This window comes from Rhodoferax sp. PAMC 29310 (genome assembly GCF_017948265.1).
Classification (GTDB): Bacteria; Pseudomonadota; Gammaproteobacteria; order Burkholderiales; family Burkholderiaceae_C; genus Rhodoferax.
Window position 1 is genome coordinate 1,321,366 of the sequence record NZ_CP072852.1, and the last position, 24,805, is coordinate 1,346,170.

Below are 24,805 nucleotides of genomic sequence, written 5' to 3' on the forward strand. Positions count from 1 at the left end.
TTACTCCTTGTTCGTCGTTAATTAAATACCACGGCCTGGCAGCATCTGTGACATGCGGCCCATATCGGACTCATGAACAGATGTTGAACCACGCAATTGGCGTTTATTTTTAGTGGTCTTCTTGGTCAGAATGTGACGTTTGAAGGCTTGACCGCGTTTGACGGTGCCACCTGGACGGACGCGGAAGCGTTTTTTCGCCGCGCTCTTAGTCTTCATTTTGGGCATATACATGCTCCTTTTACATTGTGCTCGTGAGGCGTCTACAAACAATTTGCAGCCTTGTTGGCCCCGAGCCACTTTTTAAGCGCTGCCTTTCAGCAGACCGCTTATCACCGGCGCAACAAGTTGCGCCAGCTTAGTCACGAAGATACTCCGTGACTTTTGCACGCACGGGAATACGCCCGTGCGTAGCGAATTATGAATTGACAGTAGAACCGGTCTCAGCTCCCGCTTTCCCAGCTGGCTTCTTGCGCCCTGGCGCGATCATCATGATCATCTGGCGCCCTTCAAGCTTAGGAAATTGTTCAACAACGATCAAATCAGCCAAATCGTTGCGAATTCGATTCAAAAGAGCCATACCAATCTCTTGGTGTGTAATTTCCCGACCGCGGTAGCGCAATGTAATCTTGCACTTGTCGCCGTCAGCCAAAAAGCGCTTGATATTGCGCATTTTGATGTTGTAGTCGCCATCATCAGTACCAGGGCGGAATTTAACCTCCTTGATTTCGATAACCGTCTGCTTGGCTTTGGCCTCAGCCGCTTTTTTCTGCTCTTGGTACTTGAACTTGCCGTAATCCATCAAACGACAGACAGGGGGATTTGCCGTCGCGGCAATTTCCACAAGGTCAACATCCAACTCACCTGCCATGCGCAAGGCATCCATCAGGCTGACGACACCCAACGGCTCATTCTCAACCCCAGAAAGTCGAACTTCTGGAGCCATGATCTCTCGATTCAGGCGGTGTTTGCGTTCTTCACGGTGACGACGGTCACGAAATTCAGTAGCGATGGCTCAATCCTTCACAATTATTGCTATCAAAACGATAGCCAAATCCATTCTGATGACGCAAAACTATCATCGGGCCTTAGGCAGATTCGCTGACAGTTTTTTGAGCAATGTCCCGTCCAATCAGTTCAATGAAAGAATCAATAGACATCACACCGAGGTCTTGACCTCCTCGGGCGCGCACAGCAAGGGTTCCTGCTGCCTTCTCCTTGTCACCAATAACAAGGATATAGGGAAGCTTCTGCATTGAATGCTCCCGTATTTTATACGTAATCTTTTCATTACGTAAATCGGCTATCACTCGCAAGTCTTGATTTGGCAATGACTTTTTGAGTTTTTCGACAATTTCCCCACAATATTCTGCTTGCGCATCGGTGATGTTAAGTACAGCAACCTGAACTGGCGCCAACCAAGCGGGCAACGCGCCAGCGCTCTCCTCAATCAAAATTCCAATGAAACGCTCAAGGCTTCCCACAATGGCGCGGTGAAGCATGACCGGGCGATGACGGGCACCGTCCTCGCCGACGTATTCCGCCTCTAACCGCTCCGGCAAGTTGGGGTCAATTTGAATCGTGCCACATTGCCACTCCCGTCCCAATGCGTCCTTCAACGCATATTCGAGCTTGGGCGCATAAAACGCACCCTCCCCCTCAGAAACTTGAAATTCGCAGCCGGATCTACGCAGGCTCTCTTTTAAGATTTCTTCCGTCCGGTCCCAATACTCATCGGATCCAATCCGCTTTTCCGGACGCGTAGCCACTTTGTAGATAATTTTGGTGAATCCAAAGTCTTTGTACACTTTTTTCAAAAGTGCGGTGAAGGCAATGCATTCATCCAGAATTTGATCTTCTGTGCAAAAAATATGCCCGTCGTCTTGGGTAAAGCCACGCACGCGCATGATGCCGTGCAAGCCACCCGAGGGCTCGTTGCGGTGGCAATTTCCAAACTCACCATAACGCAGTGGCAAATCCCGGTAGCTCTTGATGCCCTGCTTGTAGATCAATATATGTCCGGGGCAATTCATTGGTTTCAGCGCGTATTCGCGCTTCTCGGACTCCGTGACAAACATGTTTTCACGGTATTTGTCCCAATGCCCCGTCTTCTCCCACAAACCTTTGTCAATGATCTGTGGGCCTTTGACTTCTTGATACCCATTGTCTCGGTAGACCTGTCTCAGGTACTGCTCAACACCCTGCCACAAAGTCCAACCCTTGGGGTGCCAGAAAACCAGGCCTGGGGCGTGGTCATCAATATGAAACAAATCGAGTTCACGCCCCAGCTTGCGGTGGTCACGCTTCTCAGCCTCTTCGAGCATCCTCAAATGCTGCTGCAAATCATCTTTTGTTGCCCATGCGGTGCCGTAAATCCGCTGGAGCATCTCATTGCGGTGATCGCCACGCCAGTAAGCTCCCGCAAGCTTCATTAACTTGAAAAATTTGAGCTTTCCCGTACTAGGCACGTGCGGCCCACGGCATAGATCCTCAAAGTCGCCTTCCCGGTACAAAGACACATCTTCATTGGCAGGGATACTGGCAATGATTTCGGCCTTGTAGTGCTCGCCCAGCCCCTTGAAATGGGCAACAGCGTCATCGCGCGGCAACACGCGGCGTGTTACCAACTCGTCTTTCCCTGCCAGCTCCACCATCTTCTTTTCAATAGCAGCCAGATCGTCAGGTGTGAACGGGCGCTTGTAGGAAAAGTCGTAGAAGAAACCGTGCTCAATGACCGGGCCAATCGTGACCTGAGCCTCAGGAAACAGCGACTTGACAGCATACGCCAACAAGTGTGCTGTCGAATGGCGAATGACATCCAGGCCATCGGCGTCTTTTGCCGTAATGATCGACAACGGGCTGTCTTTTTCGATCAGATGACTGGTATCCACGACCAAGCCATTTACTTTTCCCGCCAACGCAGCCTTGGCCAAACCCGCACCAATGGAAGAGGCAACCTCCGCCACGGTGACTGGGCCAGGGTAGTCGCGCTTCGAGCCATCAGGGAGAGTAATTTGAATCATGTGGAGTACCTGGGGAAATTTGTGGCAAAGAAAAAGCGCGGAAGTGCCGCGCTTTACTATATTTTTTGTGGCAACCTGCGCCTATGGCGCCCGGACTAACGGCCTATAAGCATTCGCAGTAAGGTAAGGTAGTTCGCGGTGTCATAACCAAGTGCCTTTCTCGCTCTTATTTCAAAAACAATGGCCCAGTTTAACAAAAAAGGGCTTGCGCCACCCTGTGCCGGATGGAGCAAGCCCCGCAAGCAAGCAATTTTAGCTATTAATGGAATTGCTCTTCTTCTGTGGAGCCAGTCAAAGCAGTGACGCTGGACTTACCACCTTGAATCACAGTGGTCACTTCATCGAAGTAGCCGGTACCGACTTCTTGCTGATGTGAGACAAAGGTGTAGCCACGGTCACGAGCGGCGAACTCAGGCTCTTGGACCTTCTCAACATAGGCCGACATTCCACGTTTGACGTAGTCTTGCGCCAAGTCGAACATGTTGTACCACATGGAGTGAATACCAGCCAAGGTGATGAACTGATACTTGTAACCCATCGCGCCGAGTTCACGTTGGAACTTGGCAATGGTCGCGTCGTCGAGGTTCTTCTTCCAGTTGAACGAAGGCGAGCAGTTGTAAGCCAGCAACTTCCCTGGGTGCTTTGCATGCACTGCTTCGGCAAATTTACGGGCAAATTCCAGATCAGGCGTACCGGTTTCACACCAGACCAAGTCCGCGTATTCAGCATAGGCGACAGCACGGGAGATCGCTTGATCCATGCCTTTTTTCGTTTTGTAAAAACCTTCTACGGTTCGCTCACCAGTCAGGAATGGTTTGTCGTTTTCATCGTAGTCGCTGGTCAACAGATCAGCTGCTTCGGCATCGGTACGGGCAATTACCAGAGTAGGTACGCCGCAAACGTCAGCAGCCATACGGGCAGCGATCAGCTTTTGGCAAGCTTCGGTGGTTGGCACCAACACTTTGCCGCCCATGTGGCCACATTTTTTGGCGGAGGCGAGTTGATCTTCCCAATGCACGCCAGCCGCGCCAGCCTTGATCATCGCTTTCATCAGTTCAAACGCATTCAACACGCCACCGAAACCAGCCTCAGCGTCGGCCACGATAGGGGCGAAGTTGTCGATGTAACCTTTGTCACCCGCATCGATACCTTTGGAGTGCTGGATCTCGTCAGCGCGCTGAAACGTATTGTTAATACGCTCAACGACCGTTGGCACCGAGTCCACGGGATACAGGGACTGGTCTGGGTACATGGAAGCGTAGCTGTTGTTGTCCGCAGCAACCTGCCAACCAGACAAATAGATCGCTTTCACGCCAGCTTTAACTTGCTGCATGGCTTGCCCACCAGTCAGGGCACCCAGGCAATTGACGTAGGGCTCAGTGTTGACCAGGTTCCAGAGCTTTTCGGCTCCGCGGCGAGCCAAGGTGTGCTCAATGGGGAACGATCCGCGCAAACGCACCACATCAGCAGCCGTGTAGCCGCGCTTGATTCCCTTCCAACGGGGGTTGGTCGCCCAATCTTTTTCCAATGCTGCGATCTGTTGTTCGCGGCTCAATTGCTCAGTGATGGTTTGCGGCATAAAAGCACTCCTTGAAGGTTTGAAAAACGTTGACTGCCAAGAGCGTTGGTCAGCATCTGACGTCTATTTTAAGTCTTATAGAAGACTAAAACTAATTCTTATGTCTTATAGAAGACTTTATTTTTATCTTTAAAAATCAATGGCTTAAGATCTTTTTCTCACATAAAAAATGGAATTTCACAATTCGAAAGTGAAAAATTGAAATTTTTTGTGCGAAATTTCACATTAAAAAATCTTGGGTTCACGATGTAGAAATTTCAGGGACGCACGGCAGGAGCGTCAAGAGCAGACCCCACGGGGCGCCAACGCGGTGAACCAGTCGCTGGCCGCTAAAGCGCAGCCGTGCAGTCACGCCATCCTCATACAGGACTATCAATCCGGATCCAAGTGGTTTTGGTTTCCGTATATTTATCAAAGGCGTGCAATGACTTGTCGCGTCCAACACCGCTTTGTTTGAATCCACCAAATGGAACGGTAATGTCGTCCTCGTCATATTGGTTCACGTGAACCGTACCGGCACGCAGGGCTCGTGCCACGCCGTGTGCCTTGTTGATGTCTCGCGTCCAGACAGCAGCCTGCAAGCCATAGACGGTATCGTTGGCTTGCTGGACAGCTTCCGCCGCATCAGTGAACGTCATCACGGAAAGAACCGGCCCAAAGATCTCCTCACGGGCGATCGCCATGCCACCTGTCACTCCATCGAAGATGGTGGGTTGGACATAACAGCCCCCGGTCTCTCTCAAGGCTTGCTCTCCACCTGCCACCAATCGGGCACCCTCCTTCTTTCCAAGCTCTATGTAGCGCAACACGTTTTCAAGTTGAACCTTGTCCACAATCGCGCCCATAACCGTTTCCTTGTCCAGCGGATTGCCAGGTTGGTATTGCGGTATCAGGGCCAGCGCACGCGACATAAACTCATCGCGGATCGACTCCTCAACCAGTAAACGAGACGGGGCGTTGCAACTTTCGCCTTGGTTAAAGAAAATACTCCCCACCGCAGCTTCAACCGCGCGATCCAGGTTTGGGCAATCGGCAAACACGATATTCGGTGATTTACCGCCCAACTCAGTCCACGCCCGCTTCAGATTGCTTTGGCCCGCCATAACGTGAATTTTCTTGCCAACAGGCGTTGACCCTGTAAACGCAATGCAGTCAACGTCCATATGGGACGCCAGTGGTGATCCGGCCTCCGGGCCAAAGCCTGGAACCACATTGAACACACCAGCGGGAATACCCGCTGCCAACGCCAACTCCGCTAATCTCAAGGCCGTCAAGGGAGACTTTTCACTGGGCTTCAAGACCACAGAATTCCCCGACGACAACGCGGGCGCGATCTTCCATGCCGCCATGATCATGGGGTAGTTCCAGGGAACAATGACACCAACAACACCGACGGGTTCACGAGTAATCAAGGCTAAACCGGTGCTGGGAGTTGGAGCAATTTCGTCGTAGATTTTGTCAATAGCTTCACCGTACCAGCGAAGGCAATTGGCCGCGCTATTAACGTCCACAGACCGCGAATACTTCACAGGTTTCCCCATGTCGAGTGTTTCCATCATTGCCAGTTCGTCGCCATGCGCCAGCAACAAATCGGCAAACTTGATCATCGCCCGCTTTCGCTCGGCAGGACTTTTTCCCCGCCAGCGCCGATCGTCAAAGGCTGCGCGGGCTGACGCAACAGCACTATCGATGTCAGCAACGCCGCAACGCGCGACATCGGTTAGCACCCGTCCATCTACTGGCGAAATGCATGAAAACGTTTTCTCATCCCGTGCCGCAACGCGCTCACCATTGATAAAAGCCCGTCCATCAAATTTCAATTCGGTCATATTCTTCTTTCTAAATGAGTGGCTGTCTCGGCAATTGCTTTGGCACAGGGCCAAATCAATTGCAGCTTGTGTATGAAACAAGCCAACATGACTAGTGCTTCAAGGCGGTGAGCTCTGCCCGAGTCGCTGCCGCAATTTCGCGCTCGCGCCGTCGGGTTTGGCGTGCCACCCAAACACTGTAAAAAACAATCACAGTCGTGACTGCAATGATTAACAGCGTGGCCGCCGCATAAATAGTCGGGTTAATTCCCCGCCGCGCGTATCCAAAAATAACCTGCGGCAAGGTATTGACCCCTGGCCCGGACAAAAACTCGGCAATCACCACGTCGTCAAATGACAGGGTGAAGGCCAGCAAGAAGGCAGCGAGGATGGCTTGAAAGATACTCGGAACCGTTATCAAAAAGAACACCTGCAATGGTCGTGCCCCCAAATCCATTGCGGCCTCCTCAATGGAACGATCCATTTCCAAAAGTCGGGACTGAATAACGACCATGCCATAAGCCATTCCAAGCAGGGTGTGACCAAATATGATGGTGAGCATGCCCCTCTGAGGCCAGCCAAAGAGATTTTGGGCCCCAACCATCAACAACAAAAGCGACAAGCCAATCACTACCTCGGGCATCACCAGCGGAGCATTGACCATGCCAGAAAATATGGTCCGCCCCAGAAATCGCCGATATCGCACCAATACAAACGCAGCAAAAGTGGCCAAAACAGCTGACAAAAAGCCCGTGATCGTGGCCACCTGAAGCGATAGCCAGAACCCGTCAACAATTCGGCTGTCCCTCGTCAAAGCGTCGTACCACCGCAGAGAAAACCCAGTAAATCGAGCGTCCTGCCGCGTGCTATTGAAAGAGAAAACCACCATGAACAGCAGCGGCAGGTACAAAAAAATGTACACCAAGGCCATCCATGCCTTACCAACGTTTCTTGAAAAAAAGGACTTCATCTTGGATGACTCACTTGTCTTGATCGGCGGAGTCGCCCGAGTAGTGGTAATAGATGGCGAGTGGCACAACGATCAGCGCAATCATGACAACCGCGAGCGCAGTCGCCCTCGGCCAGTTGTTGCTCGTAAACATCTCATCCCAAACGACCCGACCAATCATGATATTTTCTGGTCCCCCCAGAAGTGATGGAATCACGAACTCCCCAACGGACGGGATAAAGACCAGCATGAACCCTGCAATGATGCCGGCCTTGGACAAGGGAACGGTAACCAACCAGAATGCTTTTAGCGGGGATGCGCCCAAGTCGTACGCTGCTTCAATAAGCCGAAAGTCCATTTTCACTAAATTTGCATACAGCGGCAAAACCATGAATGGCAAATAGACGTAAGTCATGCCCACCAACATGGAGACATCTGTATAGAGCATCAGAATGGGATGATCCGTGATGCCCAGATACATCAACATCCGGTTCAACACTCCCTGATCAGCCAATATCCCCTTCCAAGCATAGACCCGCAACAAGAATGACGTCCAAAACGGAAGCATGACCATCATCAGCAACGCGGGGCGCAAACTCGGGGCAGACCGGGCAATAAAGTAGGCAAATGGGTAGCCAATCAGCAAACACAGAACCGCTGTGCACGAGGCGTACCAGATAGACCTGACATAGGCCTCGATGAATATGGTTTCGAACAAAACGCCGCCGTCGCCCGCGCGAAAGATCGACCAGTAGTTTTCATATCTCAGATGAAGCATGCCGGTTTCGGCATCCCACAAGGGCTTGAACGGGGAGATGTCATTGCCCATATCCACAAAGCTGATATAGAGCAGAATCAGGAAGGGCAGGAAGAAGAACACGCCCAGCCAAACGTAAGGCACGCCAATCACGAATCGGCGACCTGGCATTGGCAATAGAAATTTGCGCATATTCCAGGCCTCAATCACGCAGCACGATGCCCGCCACGTCGCTCCACCAAAAGAACACATTGTCTTCCCAGGTGATTTGACTCAGATCTTCGCGCGATGTATTGGCCTCGGTGATGCTAACTCTTGTGCCGTCTTTGGCAATCACGATATAGGTGTTGTACGAGCCCAAATAAGCGATCTCTACTACTTTGCCCGTAAATAGATTCACAGAAACGTCCGGACGCTGTTTGCTGATCTCCATTTTTTCAGGACGGACCGCAATGGCAACAGGCATGTGAAGGGTTCCGCTGACGCCGTGACCCACCTGAATCTCGCCGATTCCAGTCTCGACCGCACAGCGGTTGGCCTCGTCCAAACTAAGTCGCCCCTCAAACAGGTTCACATTGCCAATGAAGCCGGACACAAACCTGTTCGCCGGGTGCTCATAGACCGCTTCTGGCGTACCGACTTGCAACACCCGCCCCTTGCTCATGATCGCTATGCGATTGGCCATGGTCATGGCCTCTTGTTGATCGTGCGTCACCATGACGCACGTCACTCCGACGGTCTCAATAATGTTCACCAGTTCAAACTGGGTTTGCTCGCGCAACTTCTTGTCCAGAGCACCCAGTGGCTCATCCAGTAGCAACAACTTAGGCCGCTTGGCCAAGCTTCGGGCGAGCGCCACTCGTTGCTGTTGCCCACCGGAAAGTTGATGCGGTTTACGTTTGGCGAAGGCTGTCAATTGAACCAACTCCAGCATTTCTTCGACCCGTTTTTTAATTTCGGCCCTTTGCAGGCCCTCTCGCTTCAACCCGAAGGCAATGTTTTCCCAAATGTCCAGGTGCGGGAACAAGGCGTAGGACTGAAACATCATGTTGATGGGGCGCTCGTACGGGGGCAGTCCCGCCACATCTTGGCCTCCCAGAAGAATCCGGCCCGAAGTCGGCTTCTCGAAGCCTGCCAACATACGAAGCAGTGTTGATTTTCCGCAGCCAGAGCTGCCAAGAAGGGCAAAAATTTCACCTTTGCCAATCGACAAAGAAACTTCGTCCACGGCAACTGCCTCGTCAAAGCGCTTCACCAATCTTTCAGTCACCAAATAGCCAGATTTATCACCAGACTCGGTCATTCATTAACCTTTTTTCTTGTTCAACGAAAAAAGGCTGCTTATACGTTGTGTACAAACAGCCCTTTGGAGTCACGAAGTCCGAGCCTTACTTGCCCTTTTTGAAGCTGTTGTAGGCGTTGGCCATGGCGCCACGGGCTTCATTGGTGAAGCTGCTTGGGGGAATCATTTTCGCGAAGTACTCAGAATCAACAAAAATGGTCTTGTTGCTGGCGATCTCTGGCTTGATCTTGTCCAACGCAGCCTTGTTGCCGGTAGGGTAAGTCATGTCGTTGGCCATAGATGCTGCGTTTTCGGGGCGCAGGTAGAAGTCAATGAAGAGGTGTGCATTATTGGGATGCGTTGCGTCCTTGGTGATTCCCATCGTGTCAAAGAAAATGAGGGCGCCAGTGCTGGGCAACATGGCCTCAATCACATCTTTGGAGCCGTTCTCTTTGGCGCGGGTTGCTGCAATATTAATATCTCCCGACCAGCCGATGGCAACACAGGCCCGGGCACCGGCCAAATCGTCAATCATGGTGGAGCTAAACAAGCGAACATCTTTGCGAACTTTGGCCAACATGTCACCTGCTGCCTTGTAATCGGCTGGATCGTTGGAATAAGCATCCTTGCCGATGTAGTGCAACGCCACAGGAATAATCTCGGTGGGCGTATCCAGGTACGCAATGCCACAAGACTTCAACTTGGACGTGTATTTAGGGTCAAACACCAGGTCCCAAGCATTCTCTGGCATGGGCATCTTGCCCAGCGCCTTTTCTACTTTGGTTTTATTGATACCGACGGTCGTAAAACCCCAAGCCCATGGCACCAGGTGCTTGTTCTCAGGGTCAGCCTTTTGCAAAGTTGCCATGATCGCCGGGTCAAGGTTGGCCAAGTTTGGAATCTTAGACTTATCCAGCGTCTGTAGCATGCCGCCTTCAATTTGAGGCTTGGCGAACACCGTGCCTGGCACAACGATGTCGTAGCCCGTGTTGCCGGCTACGAGTTTGGCATGCAAGGCCTCATTAGTCTCAAACGTGTCGTAATTGACTTTGATGCCAGTCTCGGCTTCAAATGCGGCAATCATGCCCTCTGGAATGTAGTCAGGCCAGTTGTAGATATTGAGAACTTTTTCTTCGGCGTTCACCGGGGCCGCCATTGGCGCTGTGGCTACTACAGCGGGTGCGGCGGCAGGCATGGGGGCTTCTTCTTTCTTCCCACACCCAGCTAGTACCAAGGCTGACAGCGCAAACGGCACCAAATATTTCTTCATCATCTCAATCACTCCTATGAACAGGTCAAATTAAAGGTCGTTACAAGTTTAAAGCAGTCAATCGGCACATATCCGAAGGGATCGCACACCAAAGGGCTTAGCGAAGCCCTTTGGATTCAAGTTCATCCAAAGTCAAGTCGAGGGCGACACGAATCAAGCCCATCATTTCGTCAATTTCATTAATGGACACAGTCAGCGGCGGCGCAATGATCATGCGCTCACCCACAGCACGCATGATCAATCCATTTTCGAAGCAGTGCCTTCGGCAGATCATGCCGACGCCCACGTCGCTCGCAAAGCGTTCCTTGGTTTCCGAATTTTTCAAAAGTACCAAGCCGGCTACAAGGCCGCAGGACTGAGCTTCGCCCACCAAGGGATGATCGTTCAACTCAGCATAGCGCCGGGCAAAATAATCCCCAACTTCGCCGCGAATGCGCTGAGGCAATTGCTCGCGCTCCATGATCTCCAAATTCGCCAGGGCAACTGCACAAGCGACGGGATGCCCGCTGTAGGTGTAGCCGTGTTCAAACTCGCCGCCCTTCTCAATCAGTACGTCAGCCACACGATTGCCCACCATCACCCCACCGAGCGGGATATAGCCGCTCGTCACGGCCTTGGCGAAGGTGATCAAGTCGGGCTTGTAGCCAAACTTTTCGTAGGCAAACCAGTGCCCCAGACGACCAAACGCGCAGATCACTTCGTCGCTGATCAGGAGAATGTCGTACTTATCGACAATGCGCTGGATTTCCGGCCAATAGGTGTCGGGCGGCACAATCACACCGCCTGCGCCTTGCAACGGCTCAGCAATAAAAGCAGCCACCCTGTCGGGCCCGATCGCCAGAATCTTTTGCTCTAGCCACCCCGCTGCTCGCACTCCAAAGGTCTCAATGCTTTCGCCAGGCAAGCCGTTTTCAAAAAAGTACGGTTGCTCAATGTGCTCGATATTCGGAATGGGCAAGTCCCCTTGAGCATGCATACCGCTCATGCCGCCCAACGAGGCTCCTGCCACGGTGCTTCCATGGTAGGAGTTCACCCGGCTGATGATCACCTTGCGCTGTGGCTGCCCCAAAAGATCCCAGTAACGCCGCACCATACGTAAGTTGGAGTCGTTGCTTTCACTCCCACTGCTGGAGTAAAAAACGTGGTTAAAACTTCGGTCTCCGACTCTGGGCGCAAGTGAGGCCAACTTGGCTGCCAGTTTCACAGCGGGCTCGTTGGTGGTTTGAAAGAAGCTGTTGTAAAACGGCAGCTTCATCATTTGTTGGTAGGCCGCCTCTGCCAGCTCTTCGCGACCATAGCCCACACTGACACACCACAATCCACTCATGGCATCAAGCAGCTTTTTGCCCTCGGAATCCCAGACGTAGATGCCCTCGCCCCTGACAATGATCCGGGCGCCTTGGGATGCCAGATCTTTAAAGTCCGTGAACGGATGCAGGAAATGTGCACTGTCCAAGGCCTGCATTTCCTGAGTCGTCAAGGGTTTAGTGGCGTCTGATGCGTTCATGTCGTTCACCGGCGCAATTGCGGCCAAGAAGTCTCCTACGATGGTATCGATCAAACGTGAAGCAACAAATGCTCACGCTCCCATGGAGAAATGACCTTCATGAACTCGTCAAACTCCAATTCTTTGATCTCAAGGTAGACCGTGATGAATTCCTTGCCCAGCACATCATGCAAATCTGAATCGCGTCGCAGCCAGTCCAACGACTCGCCCAGACTGCGTGGCAGCGCATAGGGCGCCAAATAGGCATCACCTTTCATGGCTTGCTTGGGCTTGATCTTGTTTTTCATGCCCAGATAACCGCACGCCAGCGTCATGGCCATGGCGATATACGGGTTGGCATCAGCACCAATCACCCGGTTTTCAACTCGTCGCGCAGCCGGTGAAGATATGGGTGAGCGGATGCCAACCGTACGATTGTCATAACCCCATTCGATATTGATCGGCGCGGCCGAGTTGCGGGCCAAACGCCGGTAACTGTTCACATAGGGCGCCACCAGCGCCATGGAGGTTGGAATGTAGCGCTGCAAGCCACCGATGTAGTGCAGAAAAGTCTCAGACGGTGTGCCGTCTTCATTGCTGAACACATTTTGACCGGTGGCAACGTTCAGCAAACTCTGATGAACATGCATAGCACTGCCTGGCTCACCGGCAATCGGTTTGGCCATGAAGGTGGCATACATGTCATGACGTAGAGCCGCTTCACGAACTGTGCGCTTAAAGAAAAACACCTCATCTGCCAACCCCATCGGTTCAGCATGGAAGAAGTTGATCTCCATTTGGCCAGCGCCGATTTCGTGAATCAGCGTGTCAACATTCAACTCCATCTTGTCGCAATAGTCGTAGATCTCTTCAAACAAGGGGTCAAATTCGTTCACCGCATCAATGCTGTAAGCCTGTCGTGAGGTCTCGGCTCGACCGCTTCGACCAATGGGCGGCCGCAGCAAAGTATTTGGATCGGTGTTGCGCGCTGTCAGGTAAAACTCAAGTTCGGGAGCCACGATAGGCTGAAGCCCCTCGTCGGCAAAAAGCTTGCAAACCTTGCGCAACACCGAGCGAGGTGCAAAGGGAACAAGGTTGCCGTTGTGATCAAAGCAATCGTGAATGACTTGAGCGGTCGGGTCAGATGCCCAAGGGACAATCCGGACCGATGAAGGGTCGGGGCGCAGTTGCATGTCCTTGTCGGTTGGATCGATGACGTCGTAGTACGGGCCACTTTCTGGCACCTCCCCCGTCACGCCCAAGGCCACGACCGATTGAGGCAAACGCATACCCCGATCTTCAGTGAACTTCGCTCGGGGCAGAATTTTTCCGCGGGCAACGCCGGTCAAGTCAGGTACGAGGCACTCAATCTCCGTCACCCTGCGTTCATTGAGCCACTGCTCAAGGTCGTTGAAATTCATGGCTTTTTTTTCACTCATCCAATGCTCCAAATTACTTGATTCAACTCATACCAAAATCAGACCATCCGCGCGCGATTCCGGGCGCGGCAGGCCTCACCAAAACGCCTAAAAATTTCCAAATAAAACGGCGTGTCCATGCATTTCCACTCGGGATGCCATTGCACACCCAATGTGAACGCGCCCGCGCCTTCTACCTCAAATGCCTCGACGAGCCCATCGGGAGCCACTGCAAGTGTACGCAGACCCGCAGCCAATTGATTGATGCCTTGAGTATGCAGTGAGTTCACCCAGACAGACCCAGCACCCGCACACTCAGCCAATAACGAGTCCTTGGTCAGGAACAACTCATGGCGGGGCGCGTACTGCTGCTCAGTTGTCTCAACTGCCAACTCTCGATGGTCCGCCATGCCCGGCTGCCTGTGCACATGCTGGTGCAAAGTGCCTCCCATCGCGACGTTTATTTCCTGAAAACCACGACACAAACCGAGCAAGGGCACTTGGTTATCAACGCAAGCTCGCACCAATTTCAGTGTCAGGGCGTCCCGATCCATATCCAGTTGCATGTTGGAGTCGGAAATCTCCTCGTTGAATTGGGAGGGATGCACATTGGAGGGCGACCCTGTCAGCATGACGCCGTCGACGATGTCAAGCAGGGCAGGCATATCCTGTCCATCGGCCAAAGGAAATAACACCGGCTGAACTGCTGCGGCATCGCGCGCCGCTCTGGCATATTTATCGCCAAGTATCAAATATGGTTTCTGGTGCGGGGCGTTGCCCAAAAACCGGTGATCCATTGGCAGCCAAACCAGGTATGGTGACTGTGTCATGACGTCCTCCGCGATAAATTTGGCGCGCCAAAGACCGATGCCTTGTGGCTGATGTGCAAGCATACCCTCGCTCTGTGCTGCGAACCGTCTGCGCTGTCAAATTTCGCCCACAAACCAACTACATCCTATTCAAAAAGCGTCCCGCAGACGGTGATACAGCATTCCCAGCACCAAGCTGGGCATGCGTAACAACGAGCCCCCAGGAAAGGAACGATGTCGCAGTGATGCAAACACATCAAATCGCCCGGACTGACCGGCCACCGCCTGCGCCACTAATTGACCGGCAAAACCCGTCAAGGCCACTCCGTGCCCGCTAAACCCTTGCAAATAGTACAAATTGAGCCCCAAGCGACCAAAGTCAGGCGCTCGGTTCATGCTGATATCCACAAACCCTCCCCACACATACTCAATGGGGACGCCGCTTAACTCAGGAAATACCGCCGCCAAACGGGTGGCCATGCGTTCTTGTAAGCGTGCGGGGGTCTGCGCGCTGTAACTGACACGCCCGCCATACAGCATTCGGTAGTCCGCGCTGAATCGAAAGTAGTCCAGTACAAAGTTGTTGTCACATACCGCCGCATTGCGCGCAATCAGGCGGGCGCAAAAATCTGGGGCCAGTGGCGCTGTACCCACAATGTAGGTGCCGACCGGCATGATGCGCGCATTGATCTCTGGGGCGACACGCGGGCCGTACTCGCCCAATGTGCAGTTGCCCGCCAGCACACCAAAAGATGCAGTCACTGCCCCTTGGGGCGTCACAGCAGTCAATTTGGCGCCACGTCGCAAATCAACCACGGGTGACGATTCATATATTTTCACCCCCAGGCGCTGGGCCGCCTTTGCGAGACCCAGCCCATATTTCAGCGGGTGCAGGTGACCTGACTTTTTCTCGTACGCGGCGGCGCAATAGCGCGGGCTTTGGATCAAACGCTGCACGTCTGAGCCAGTCGCCCATTCGGTAGGCAATCCATACAGGCGATCCATGGCCTGCATCTCAGCTTCCAGCGCCCTCGCCTTGCGTTCGGTCTCGGCCACATAGAGGTAACCGTGAACCCGGTCGCAGTCGATATCAAACTCGGCAATGCGGGCATCCAGCAGTGCAATCGCTTCCACCGACATGTTCCAGGCCTGTTTCGCGCCCTCGATGCCCAGCTGCTGCACCAAGAGACCCTGCCCGCTGGCATAACCCACAATGGCCTGCCCACCATTGCGCCCGGACGCGCCGCTGCAAATGCGGTCAGCTTCCAGAACAACGACTTGGTAACCCCGTTGAGCCAACTCAATGGCCGCGGACAGGCCGGCAAACCCGGCCCCCACCACCACCACATCAGCCCGAACCTCACCCTGCAACGCGGGCGCGGGTGAATCCCTCTCAACGGTGGCCTCGTAATAACTCTTTTGATTGAGCTGGGTGTCCGACTGAAGCAACATGAGTCTCTTTCTCTAGGTCAACTTGGCCACTTGACCGCACAAATAGGTCCAAACGACGGTCGCAGCTGCATTGCTGGTCAGCTCAGCATGGTCATAGGCGGGTGCCACTTCGACACAGTCCATGCCCACCATATTCAACGGCGCCAGCGATTCCAGAAACGTCAGCACCTGTGAGCTGGTCATGCCCCCGGGCTCTGGCGTGCCCGTGCCAGGGGCAAACGCAGGGTCCATGCAATCGATGTCCAGGGTCAGGTAACAGGGCCGATCGCCCACGCGTTCCAGAATCTGCGCAATCAGCGGCTGCAACCCCGCCCCATCCAGACCTCGCATCTGTCGCGCCGTAAAGATCAAACCACCCAGATCTTGAACGTATTCACGCGCAGCGCGCTCGCCGCTGGATCGCAAGCCAATTTGCACCGTGTGGGCCGAACTCACCAAGCCTTCGCGAATGGCCTCGTAAGTCCAGGTTCCGTGACCTGACGGCTCACCAAAATGATCGGTCCAGGTATCGCAATGTGCTTCAAAGTGAACCAAGGCCAACTCTCCAAACTGGGCCCGAGCGGCCCGCAGCAAGGGCAAGGTCACCGAATGATCGCCCCCCAAGAACACGCAATGGTGCTTGGCCATCAGGGGAGCCGCTTGCGCTTGAATCTGCGCCCGGACTTCAGCCAGGGGTGACGCGTTGGGCAAACGCATGTCGTGCCCGTCGCCCAGAAAACCCAGTGGCGTCACACCAAACAAGGAGTGCAAGCCGTCACACAGCATCAAGCTGGCACGGCGAATTTCCTGCGGCCCAAACCTGGCGCCCGGGCGGTTGGTGACCGCGCCATCAAAGGGAATGCCCATGAGCGCGAACGGCTGCTCATGGAGTGGCTCCGTCGCCAGAAACCGATTGCTATTGTTTGCATACGCAAATTCACCCATCGCCATAAATTCTCCTTTCACCTCAAGTCAATTTTTTCTTCCGTCAGGCTTGGAAGAGTATCAAAACCCATCGACCCATCAGGCATGATCAAGCGATATCACATCAACGCCGACTCGCCCGTGTCTCAGCCCAAAGCATCGCCCACTTCCGCACCCCAACAGCTTAGTGCCTACTTTTGTCTCGCCCTAAGCATGTCCCTCGTTGGCTCTTATGTTGCGCTGTCTAAACCACTGGTCGCGGCATTGCCGGTCTTTTTATTGGCATGGATGCGATTTGGCATTGGTGGCCTCGCCATCGTGCACTGGCTGAAGAAACCTGCTGACGAAGCGCCCTTGACTTTTAGAACCAAAAAGTTGATCTTTCTAGAGTCATTCTTGGGCAACTTCATGTTTTCGATCTGCATGCTCTACGGTGTGAGTATGACAAGTGCAATTTCCGCCGGCGTCATCATGGCCTCCATCCCGGCGGTCGTGGCCTTGATGAGCTGGGCGTTTCTGCGCGAGAAAATTAGCGTGAGGGTGTGGCTCTCAATTGCGCTCGCCGCTTTTGGGATCGCCTTGGCATCACTATCAAAACAAGAGCACCTTCCGGACGTTGGTCAAGGGCTGGATGCCAATTCTTCTCATGCAAACATGCTGCTGGGAAATTTGCTGGTGTTTGCGGCCGTCTTGTGTGAATCTGCCTACGCTGTTATTGGAAAAAAGCTAAGCGGCACCATGAGCGCCAAACGCATCACATCGCTGATCAACCTGTGGGGGTTTATCTTGATGACACCCATGGGCCTTTACTGGGCGTTTCATTTTTCATTCGCCGCGGTGAAACCGGGCATCTGGGTGTTGCTCGTTTTTTATGCGCTGGCAGCCAGTGTCTGGACCGTCTGGCTCTGGATGACCGGCCTTCGATCAGTCCCCGCCGCCAAGGCCGGCGTCTTTATGGTGCTGTTGCCTATATCGGCCGCTCTGGTCGGTGTCTTTGCGCTGGGTGAAAGCGTCAGCACCATGCAAATCATTGCCTTCGCCATCTGCCTGGCTGGCGTGGTCCTCGCCACATTGCCAGCCAGATCTCAGCGCCGCTAGTCCAATTTGCGGGAAGAGACCACCATGCCGTCTTCGTCGGCGTACAACCAGTCGCCCGGGCGGACCCAGACGCCTTGAATCTGCACCGCCACATCGGCCTGTCCGGTGTTTCTCTTTTCTGTCGGTAGCGGCATGCTCGCCAGGGCACGAATCCCAATCTCAAACTCGGCCAACTCACCGACATCACGGACACAACCGTCAACCACAACGCCAGCCCACCCGTTTCTGGCGGCCGCAGCGCCAAGGTTGCCCCCCAGCAAAGCCCGACGAAGGGAGCCACCGCCATCAACCACCAACACCTTCCCGATGGGCCCATCGGGTGAGTCCACCAGGCCCGGCGAGTCCACCGCGGCTTTCACCAGCGAATTGTCCTCAAAGCACTTCACCATCTCTACCGGTCCACTGAATCGAAGAGCCGCGCCATAGTCTCGAAACACTGGCGGCAACACCCGGAATGCACCAGATGAATCATTTTTATGAACATCGCAGAGATCACAAGTAGCGAGGGAATCGGGCATATGCATGAACCTTTCTGGCAATTTATTGAAGACGGGCAGGGAAAAACATGAAAAAAGACAGGTTCTCCAATGAAATAGGCACTAATCCTATTGGAAGCACCCTCATTCTCCATTAGCATTCTGGCTGCCAGCGAAGAAGCCATTTTTTTCTGGTGATCAATCAACTACTGGAAGGACAAACAATCATGGCAACTGCAACTAAGGCGCCGGCAAAGAAAGCTGCACCAGCAAAAAAAGCAGCCCCAGCGAAAGCCGCGGCTCCTGCAAAAAAGGTCGTAGCGGCCAAAAAACCTGGTGCCAAAGCACCTGCAAAAAAGACGACTGCCGTTAAAAAAGCCGCAGTGCCAGAAGCACCTGCCAAAAAGCGCACCGCCAACGCAGCGTTCATGAAAGCCTTGACACCAAGTGCAGCGCTAGCCGCTGTCGTTGGCGCAACGCCACTGGCTCGCACAGAAGTAGTCAAGCAATTGTGGGTTTACATCAAAAAGCACAAGCTGCAAGATGCTGTCAACAAGCGCATGATCAATGCTGATGCCAAGTTGAAAGAAGTTTTTGGCAAGATGCAAGTGTCGATGTTCGAGATGGCTGGCCTGATCGGCAAGCACCTCAAATAATTAGCACCTGCTGCTTCCCTGAAAAAACCGGCCAATCGCCGGTTTTTTTATGTTTAATTACCCTTGGGGCGTTAACTTCTATACGGGTTTGTCTGGGGGATTTTGCACTTTTTTTGGGCAGCTACCGCCAAGTCACTTGCTAAAATTTGACCATTCAGTCAAAGAATCACGAGTTCATCTGCACTGAAATCGACATAACATATCAACCAAGTATGGCGATTCAACACACACTCCCACCACGATGATACGTTTTCTTCTCACGCGCTTTAGCTTGATCATTCCGACCTTCATCGGCATGACGTTGGTTGCGTTCTTTCTGATTCGAATGGTTCCAGGCGATCCCATTGAAACGCTTGCCGGTGAACGCGGTATCGACGCCGAACGTCACGCCGTGCTGCTCAAGGAATATGGACTGGACCGTCCGGTCATCGTCCAATACGGCGTCTATATTGGAAAAGTGCTCCAAGGTGATCTGGGCACATCACTAATCACCCACGCGCCAGTGCTGGATGAGTTCATCGCACTCTTTCCGGCCACCATCGAATTGGCGGTCTGTGCCATTCTTTTTGCACTGCTGATTGGCATACCCGCTGGCATCCTTGCGGCGGTCAAGAGGAACACCTTCCTTGACCATGGCGTCATGGGGGTCTCGCTCACCGGCTACTCCATGCCGATTTTCTGGTGGGGCTTGCTGCTGATTCTGCTGTTCTCAGTGAAACTTGATCTGACGCCTGTCTCGGGGCGCATCTCGGTCATGTACTTTATTGAACCAGTGACCGGCTTCCTGCTGATCGACACTTGGCTGGCGGGTGACAAAGGCGCCTTCTGGTCAGCACTCCACCATTTGATACTCCCCACCATTGTGCTGGGCACCATTCCGCTGGCCGTGATTGCTCGCATGACCCGCTCGGCTATGCTGGAGGTGCTGGGCGAGGACTACATTCGCACGGCGCGCGCCAAAGGCCTTTCCAATTTGCGCGTGGTGGCTTTGCACGCCTTGCGCAACGCGCTCATTCCGGTCGTCACCGTGATTGGACTGCAAGTTGGCGTTTTGTTCACGGGCGCCATCCTGACTGAAACCATCTTTTCCTGGCCCGGTGTGGGCAAGTGGATGATTGAGGCGATTGGTCGCCGCGACTACCCGGTTTTACAAGGCGGCATGCTGTTGCTCGGCATCATCGTGATGATGGTCAACCTGTTGGTTGACGTGACTTACGGCATCATCAATCCCCGCATAAGGCACTGAACGTGAGCTCCATTATTGACAATCCGGCCATCGAGCCGCCCCGTCCACTGCGTGAGTTCTGGACCTACTTCAGCGCCAACAAAGGTGCCGTCGCGGGCCTGGTTATTGTGGTGACCGTGCTGCTGATGGCAGCTTTCGCCCCTTGGCTGGCGCCCTACTCACCCGACATCACCAACCCTGAAGTCTTTCTGACGCCTCCCGCATGGCAAACCGGAGGCTCCAGCGCCCACCTGCTGGGCACTGACGCCATTGGCCGCGATATTTTGTCTCGCCTGATTCATGGTGCCCGACTGTCGCTGGCCATTGGCCTGGCAGTGGTGACGTTATCCGTGATTTTGGGCACCATTCTGGGGCTGACGGCGGGCTACTTTCGAGGCCTGTTTGAGATCAGCGTCATGCGCCTCATGGACATCATTCTGACCTTGCCCAGCTTGCTGCTCGCCATTGTGATTGTGGCCATTCTGGGGCCTGGCCTTATGAACGCGATGCTGGCCGTGGCCATTGTGGTGCTGCCCCATTACGTTCGCATTACCCGTGCGGCTGTGATCACAGAAATGTCGAAAGACTATGTGACTGCAGCGCGCATGAACGGCGCCGGCCACCTTCGCCTGATGTTCAATGAGGTTTTGCCCAACTGCACAGCGCCTTTGATTGTTCAGGCCTCACTGGGTATCTCCACTGCCATTCTTGACGCCGCCGCCCTGGGATTTCTGGGCCTAGGTGCCCAGCCACCATCGCCTGAATGGGGAACCATGCTGGCTGACGCGCGCGAATTTGTGCTGCGCGCCTGGTGGGTTGTGACCTTCCCCGGGTTGGCCATTCTGATTACCGTCCTGGCATTCAATTTGCTTGGTGATGGTCTGCGCGATGCGTTCGACCCCAAATTGAAGCGCTGAAAGCACACTTATGCCCTTATTAGAAATTGAAAATCTGTCCGTGGAGTTTCCCTCCAAGAACAGCGTCATGCATGCTGTTGACGGGGTGAGTCTGAGCCTAGAGACTGGCGGCGTACTCGGCATTGTGGGCGAATCCGGCTCCGGGAAAAGCGTCACCATGATGGCTTTGATGGGCCTGGTTTCCTACCCCGGCCGTGTCACGGCGGACAAGCTCCGGTTTGACGGACACGACCTTTTGTCCCTCTCCCAAAGTGAGCGCAACAAGCTCATTGGCAAAGACGTGGCCATGATCTTCCAGGACCCGACCACCAGCCTGAATCCGTGCTTCACGGTCGGATTTCAGTTGGCCGAAACCCTCAAGCTCCATCTTGGCATGAACGGTCAAACCGCCAAAAAGCGCTCCATTGAGTTGCTGGAGCAAGTCGGCATTCCGGCGCCTGAGAAGCGCCTCAAGGACTACCCGCATCAAATGTCGGGCGGGATGAACCAGCGCGTCATGATCGCCATGGCGATTGCCTGCAACCCCAAGCTATTGATCGCAGACGAGCCCACTACGGCGCTTGATGTGACCATTCAGGCTCAAATTTTGGACCTGCTGCGCAGCCTACAAAAAGAACGCGGCATGGCGCTGGTGATGATCACGCACAACATGGGCGTCGTGTCTGAGATGGCCCAGCGCGTGGCGGTCATGTACGCCGGCCAGGTGATGGAAGAGCGCAGCGCGCAAACCATCTTCGCCGTCCCCCAACACCCCTACACCGAGGCCCTGCTGGCGGCCATGCCAGAGCGTAGCGACGGCTTCTCCCGCTTGGCCACGATTCCTGGCATGGTGCCCGGCCTCTACGACCGCCCTGCCGGCTGCTTGTTTGCCCCTCGATGCAATTACGCCGACGACAGTTGCCGGTCGCAGCGCCCGCCTCTGCGGGCCTGGCAGGACGGCATGGTGCGTTGTCACTACCCACTCGCCGAAGCCACCAAAAGCGCCGCCAAAACCGGTGCGCCAGTGGCCATGGGAGCCGCACAATGAACACCCCAGCGTCAACCCCAATCACCCCTGTTGTGGTCGCGAAAGACCTGCGCCGGGTCTACAAAATTGGCCGGGGCTTTCTGAGGGAGGCCGATCATTTGCAGGCGGTCGGCGGCGTCTCATTTTCAGTGGATCCGGGAAAAACCTTGGCCGTTGTGGGCGAGTCCGGGTGTGGCAAGTCCACCCTGGCACGCATGGTTTCCCTGATCGAGACACCCACCGCGGGTGAGTTGAAGTTAACCAACGTCAATGTGCTCACCGCGACGCCGGAGGAACGCAAGACGCTTCGCCAAGCGGTGCAAATGGTGTTTCAAAATCCATTTGGATCATTGAACCCGCGCAAGAAAATTGGCGCGGTGTTGGAGGCCCCATTGGAGATCAACACGACGATGACGGCTGCCGAGCGCGCCGAAAAAGCCCGGTCCATGCTGGCCTTGGTGGGTTTGCGCCCCGAGCACTACGACCGTTACCCGCACATGTTCTCTGGCGGTCAGCGCCAGCGGGTTGCCATTGCCCGGGCCTTGATGCTCAAGCCGTCGTTGATCGTGGCCGATGAGCCAGTGTCTGCACTGGACGTGTCCATCCAGGCCCAGGTGCTCAACTTGCTGGCCGACTTACAGCAAGAGCTTGGCCTGGCCTACCTTTTCATCTCCCACGACCTGGGCGTGGTCCGTCATATTGCCCACGACGTGCTGGTCATGTACCTGGGTCATGCGGTGGAGCAAGGCGAGAAGAAAGCCATCTTTGCTCAGCCGCTTCACCCCTACACCCAAGCGCTACTGGCCTCCACTCCCGGCATCGTGGGCACCGGTGACACCCGCAAGCGCATTGTGCTGAGTGGCGAGTTGCCGTCACCATTGAACCCACCCAGAGGTTGCGTTTTCTCAACTCGCTGCCCCAACGTGACCGCAAGATGCCGGGCAGAGCGCCCAGTGCTGCGCGAGCTTGTGGGCCGCCAAGTCGCCTGCCATGAGGCAGAACAATTTATCCAACCCGCTGCTCAGCAGCAATAACCCAGAGGAGTCCACCAGATGACACAATCCAAGTCAATCTTTCGACGAAAACTAGCCATCAAGCCCACGGTGCTTTGCGCGCTGGCCTTGCCCGCGCTGATGGCGCTGGCCCCTGCGTCCGCCAAGACGCTGGTTTATTGTTCGGAAGGCAGTCCGGAAAACTTCTACCCTGGCGTCAACACCACCGGTACGTCGTTTGATGCCAGCGAACAGATCTACGACAACATCGTCAAATTTGAGCGCGGTGGCACCAAGGTCGTCCCCGGCCTGGCCGAGAGCTGGACGGTTTCGCCTGATGGCCTGGAGTACACCTTCAAGCTGCGCAAGGGCGTGAAATGGCAGTCCAACAAGAACTTCAAACCCAGCCGCGACTTCAACGCGGATGACGTGATGTTCATGATTGAGCGTCAGTGGGTTGAGAACGACCCCTACTTCAAAGTCACCAGCTCCAACCACGCCTACTTTGGCGACATGGGCATGCCCAAGTTGCTAAAGAGTGTGGACAAGGTCGACGAGCACACCGTCAAGTTCACCTTGACCAAGCCTGAGGCACCCTTCCTGGCCAACATGGCGATGCAATGGGCGGGCGTTCAGTCCAAAGAGTACGCGATCGCCATGCTGAAAGCCGGCACGCCTGAGAAGATCGACCAGGAGCCAGTGGGCACCGGTCCTTTCATGCTGGTTCAGTACCAAAAAGATGCCATCATTCGCTACAAGGCCTTCCCACAGTACTGGGCCGGAAAAGCCAAGATTGATGACCTGATCTTCGCCATCACCCCTGACGCATCGGTCCGCTGGGCCAAGCTGCAAAAGGGCGAGTGCCATGTCATGCCCTACCCCAACCCGGCCGACCTGCCCGCCATGAAGAAGGACAGCAGTGTCACGATTCTGGAGCAGCCTGGCTTAAACGTCGGTTACCTGGCCTACAACACCACCAAGAAGCCGTTTGACGATGTGCGCGTTCGCAAAGCAGTGAACATGGCTATCAACAAGCAAGCCATTGTGGATGCGGTTTATCTGGGCACCGGCATTCCTGCCACCAACCCAATTCCACCGACCATGTGGTCTTACAACAAGTCCATCAAGGACGACGCGTTTGATCCGGCTGCTGCCAAAAAATTGCTGGCTGCAGCAGGCTTGCCTGACGGTTTTGCAACGGACCTGTGGGCCATGCCTGTTCAGCGTCCCTACAACCCCAACGCCAAGCGCATTGCCGAGTTGATGCAAGCGGATCTGGCCAAAGTTGGCATCAAGGCCGAGATCAAGAGCTTTGAGTGGGGCGAGTACCGCAAGCGAATGCAAGCGGGCGAGCACCAGATGGGCATGCTGGGTTGGACGGGTGACAACGGAGATCCAGACAACTTCCTGAACACCCTGCTCGGTTGCACATCAGCCAAATCCAATGGCTCGAACGTGGCCAAGTTCTGTGATCCGAAGTTTGAAGAGTTGGTCCAAAAGGCCAAGGTCGTGACCAATATGGCTGAGCGTACCAAGCTATACGAAAAAGCCCAGGTGATTTTCAAGGAGCAAGCGCCTTGGTTCACCATCGCTCACGCGGTGCAATTGAAGCCCGTGCGCAATGAAGTCATTGACTTCAAATTGAGCCCATTTGGTCGTCACACCTTCTACGGTGTAGACATGAAATAAACGCCTGACAAGG

At 54.3% G+C, this 24,805-nt stretch carries 22 protein-coding genes; 7 read left to right on the forward strand and 15 right to left on the reverse strand.

The genetic code is table 11. The features are described 5' to 3' along the window. Positions 1 to 21: 21 nt before the first annotated feature. The 14 genes from rpmI to speB form a co-directional block, all read right to left on the reverse strand. Positions 22 to 225 carry a 50S ribosomal protein L35 gene (gene rpmI, locus J8G15_RS06005; RefSeq protein WP_210546617.1) on the reverse strand — a complete coding sequence of 68 codons (204 nt, stop codon included), beginning with the start codon at positions 223 to 225 and terminating at the stop codon, positions 22 to 24. 190 nt (positions 226 to 415) lie between these two features. Then, entirely contained in the window at positions 416 to 943 is a 528-nt protein-coding gene (gene infC, locus J8G15_RS06010; RefSeq protein WP_240538459.1) for a translation initiation factor IF-3, read from the reverse strand. A 142-nt stretch (positions 944 to 1,085) separates the two neighbouring features. Next, positions 1,086 to 3,020 carry a threonine--tRNA ligase gene (gene thrS / locus J8G15_RS06015; protein WP_210546618.1) on the reverse strand — a complete coding sequence of 645 codons (1,935 nt, stop codon included), beginning with the start codon at positions 3,018 to 3,020 and terminating at the stop codon, positions 1,086 to 1,088. Positions 3,021 to 3,279: 259 nt separating this feature from the next. Continuing rightward, a complete protein-coding gene (gene aceA / locus J8G15_RS06020) occupies positions 3,280 to 4,599 on the reverse strand; it encodes an isocitrate lyase (protein WP_210546619.1) in 1,320 nt (439 codons plus the stop codon). A 359-nt stretch (positions 4,600 to 4,958) separates the two neighbouring features. Next, positions 4,959 to 6,428, reverse strand: coding sequence for an aldehyde dehydrogenase (locus J8G15_RS06025; protein ID WP_210546620.1), 1,470 nt, complete (start codon positions 6,426 to 6,428; stop codon positions 4,959 to 4,961). Between the two features lie 91 nt (positions 6,429 to 6,519). Then, positions 6,520 to 7,377: an ABC transporter permease gene (locus tag J8G15_RS06030; protein WP_210546621.1), complete on the reverse strand. Its 858-nt coding sequence runs from the start codon at positions 7,375 to 7,377 to the stop codon at positions 6,520 to 6,522. A 10-nt stretch (positions 7,378 to 7,387) separates the two neighbouring features. Further along, entirely contained in the window at positions 7,388 to 8,305 is a 918-nt protein-coding gene (locus J8G15_RS06035) for an ABC transporter permease (protein WP_210546622.1), read from the reverse strand. A 10-nt stretch (positions 8,306 to 8,315) separates the two neighbouring features. Continuing rightward, positions 8,316 to 9,416, reverse strand: coding sequence for an ABC transporter ATP-binding protein (locus J8G15_RS06040; RefSeq protein ID WP_210546623.1), 1,101 nt, complete (start codon positions 9,414 to 9,416; stop codon positions 8,316 to 8,318). A gap of 85 nt (positions 9,417 to 9,501) precedes the next feature. Beyond that, entirely contained in the window at positions 9,502 to 10,668 is a 1,167-nt protein-coding gene (locus J8G15_RS06045) for an extracellular solute-binding protein (protein WP_370627502.1), read from the reverse strand. Between the two features lie 94 nt (positions 10,669 to 10,762). Next, entirely contained in the window at positions 10,763 to 12,172 is a 1,410-nt protein-coding gene (locus tag J8G15_RS06050; RefSeq protein ID WP_210547485.1) for an aspartate aminotransferase family protein, read from the reverse strand. 50 nt (positions 12,173 to 12,222) lie between these two features. Further along, on the reverse strand, positions 12,223 to 13,590 hold the full coding sequence (locus J8G15_RS06055; protein WP_210546624.1) for a glutamine synthetase family protein: 1,368 nt from the start codon (positions 13,588 to 13,590) through the stop codon (positions 12,223 to 12,225). 38 nt (positions 13,591 to 13,628) lie between these two features. After that, positions 13,629 to 14,351 (reverse strand): gamma-glutamyl-gamma-aminobutyrate hydrolase family protein, encoded by a 723-nt coding sequence (locus J8G15_RS06060; RefSeq protein WP_240538460.1) that lies wholly within the window; start codon positions 14,349 to 14,351, stop codon positions 13,629 to 13,631. A gap of 177 nt (positions 14,352 to 14,528) precedes the next feature. Beyond that, the gene (locus J8G15_RS06065) at positions 14,529 to 15,830 is read right to left on the reverse strand and encodes an FAD-binding oxidoreductase (RefSeq protein ID WP_210546626.1); all 1,302 of its coding nucleotides are present in this window, start codon (positions 15,828 to 15,830) and stop codon (positions 14,529 to 14,531) included. Positions 15,831 to 15,842: 12 nt separating this feature from the next. Further along, complete coding sequence (gene speB, locus J8G15_RS06070) at positions 15,843 to 16,760, reverse strand: agmatinase (protein WP_210546627.1); 918 nt, start codon at positions 16,758 to 16,760, stop codon at positions 15,843 to 15,845. 186 nt (positions 16,761 to 16,946) lie between these two features. Between speB and J8G15_RS06075 the strand changes: the two genes are divergently transcribed. Next, on the forward strand, positions 16,947 to 17,831 hold the full coding sequence (locus J8G15_RS06075; protein WP_240538461.1) for a DMT family transporter: 885 nt from the start codon (positions 16,947 to 16,949) through the stop codon (positions 17,829 to 17,831). On the opposite strand, the gene rraA is transcribed toward J8G15_RS06075, so the two are convergent. After that, complete coding sequence (rraA, locus tag J8G15_RS06080; protein WP_210546629.1) at positions 17,828 to 18,349, reverse strand: ribonuclease E activity regulator RraA; 522 nt, start codon at positions 18,347 to 18,349, stop codon at positions 17,828 to 17,830. The genes J8G15_RS06075 and rraA overlap by 4 nt on opposite strands. A 185-nt stretch (positions 18,350 to 18,534) precedes the next feature. On the opposite strand from rraA, the gene J8G15_RS06085 reads away from it, so the two are divergent. From J8G15_RS06085 to J8G15_RS06110, 6 genes are all read left to right on the forward strand, one after another. Continuing rightward, entirely contained in the window at positions 18,535 to 18,963 is a 429-nt protein-coding gene (locus J8G15_RS06085) for an SWIB/MDM2 domain-containing protein (RefSeq protein ID WP_210546630.1), read from the forward strand. 241 nt (positions 18,964 to 19,204) lie between these two features. Then, on the forward strand, positions 19,205 to 20,209 hold the full coding sequence (locus tag J8G15_RS06090) for an ABC transporter permease subunit (protein ID WP_210546631.1): 1,005 nt from the start codon (positions 19,205 to 19,207) through the stop codon (positions 20,207 to 20,209). Beyond that, positions 20,206 to 21,105, forward strand: coding sequence for an ABC transporter permease subunit (locus tag J8G15_RS06095; protein WP_370627540.1), 900 nt, complete (start codon positions 20,206 to 20,208; stop codon positions 21,103 to 21,105). The genes J8G15_RS06090 and J8G15_RS06095 overlap by 4 nt, the downstream gene beginning before the upstream one ends. Before the next feature lie 10 nt (positions 21,106 to 21,115). Then, the gene (locus J8G15_RS06100; RefSeq protein WP_210546632.1) at positions 21,116 to 22,132 is read left to right on the forward strand and encodes an ABC transporter ATP-binding protein; all 1,017 of its coding nucleotides are present in this window, start codon (positions 21,116 to 21,118) and stop codon (positions 22,130 to 22,132) included. Continuing rightward, positions 22,129 to 23,145, forward strand: coding sequence for a peptide ABC transporter ATP-binding protein (locus J8G15_RS06105; protein WP_210546633.1), 1,017 nt, complete (start codon positions 22,129 to 22,131; stop codon positions 23,143 to 23,145). The genes J8G15_RS06100 and J8G15_RS06105 overlap by 4 nt, the downstream gene beginning before the upstream one ends. A gap of 18 nt (positions 23,146 to 23,163) precedes the next feature. Further along, on the forward strand, positions 23,164 to 24,792 hold the full coding sequence (locus tag J8G15_RS06110; protein ID WP_210546634.1) for an ABC transporter substrate-binding protein: 1,629 nt from the start codon (positions 23,164 to 23,166) through the stop codon (positions 24,790 to 24,792). Positions 24,793 to 24,805: the final 13 nt, after the last annotated feature.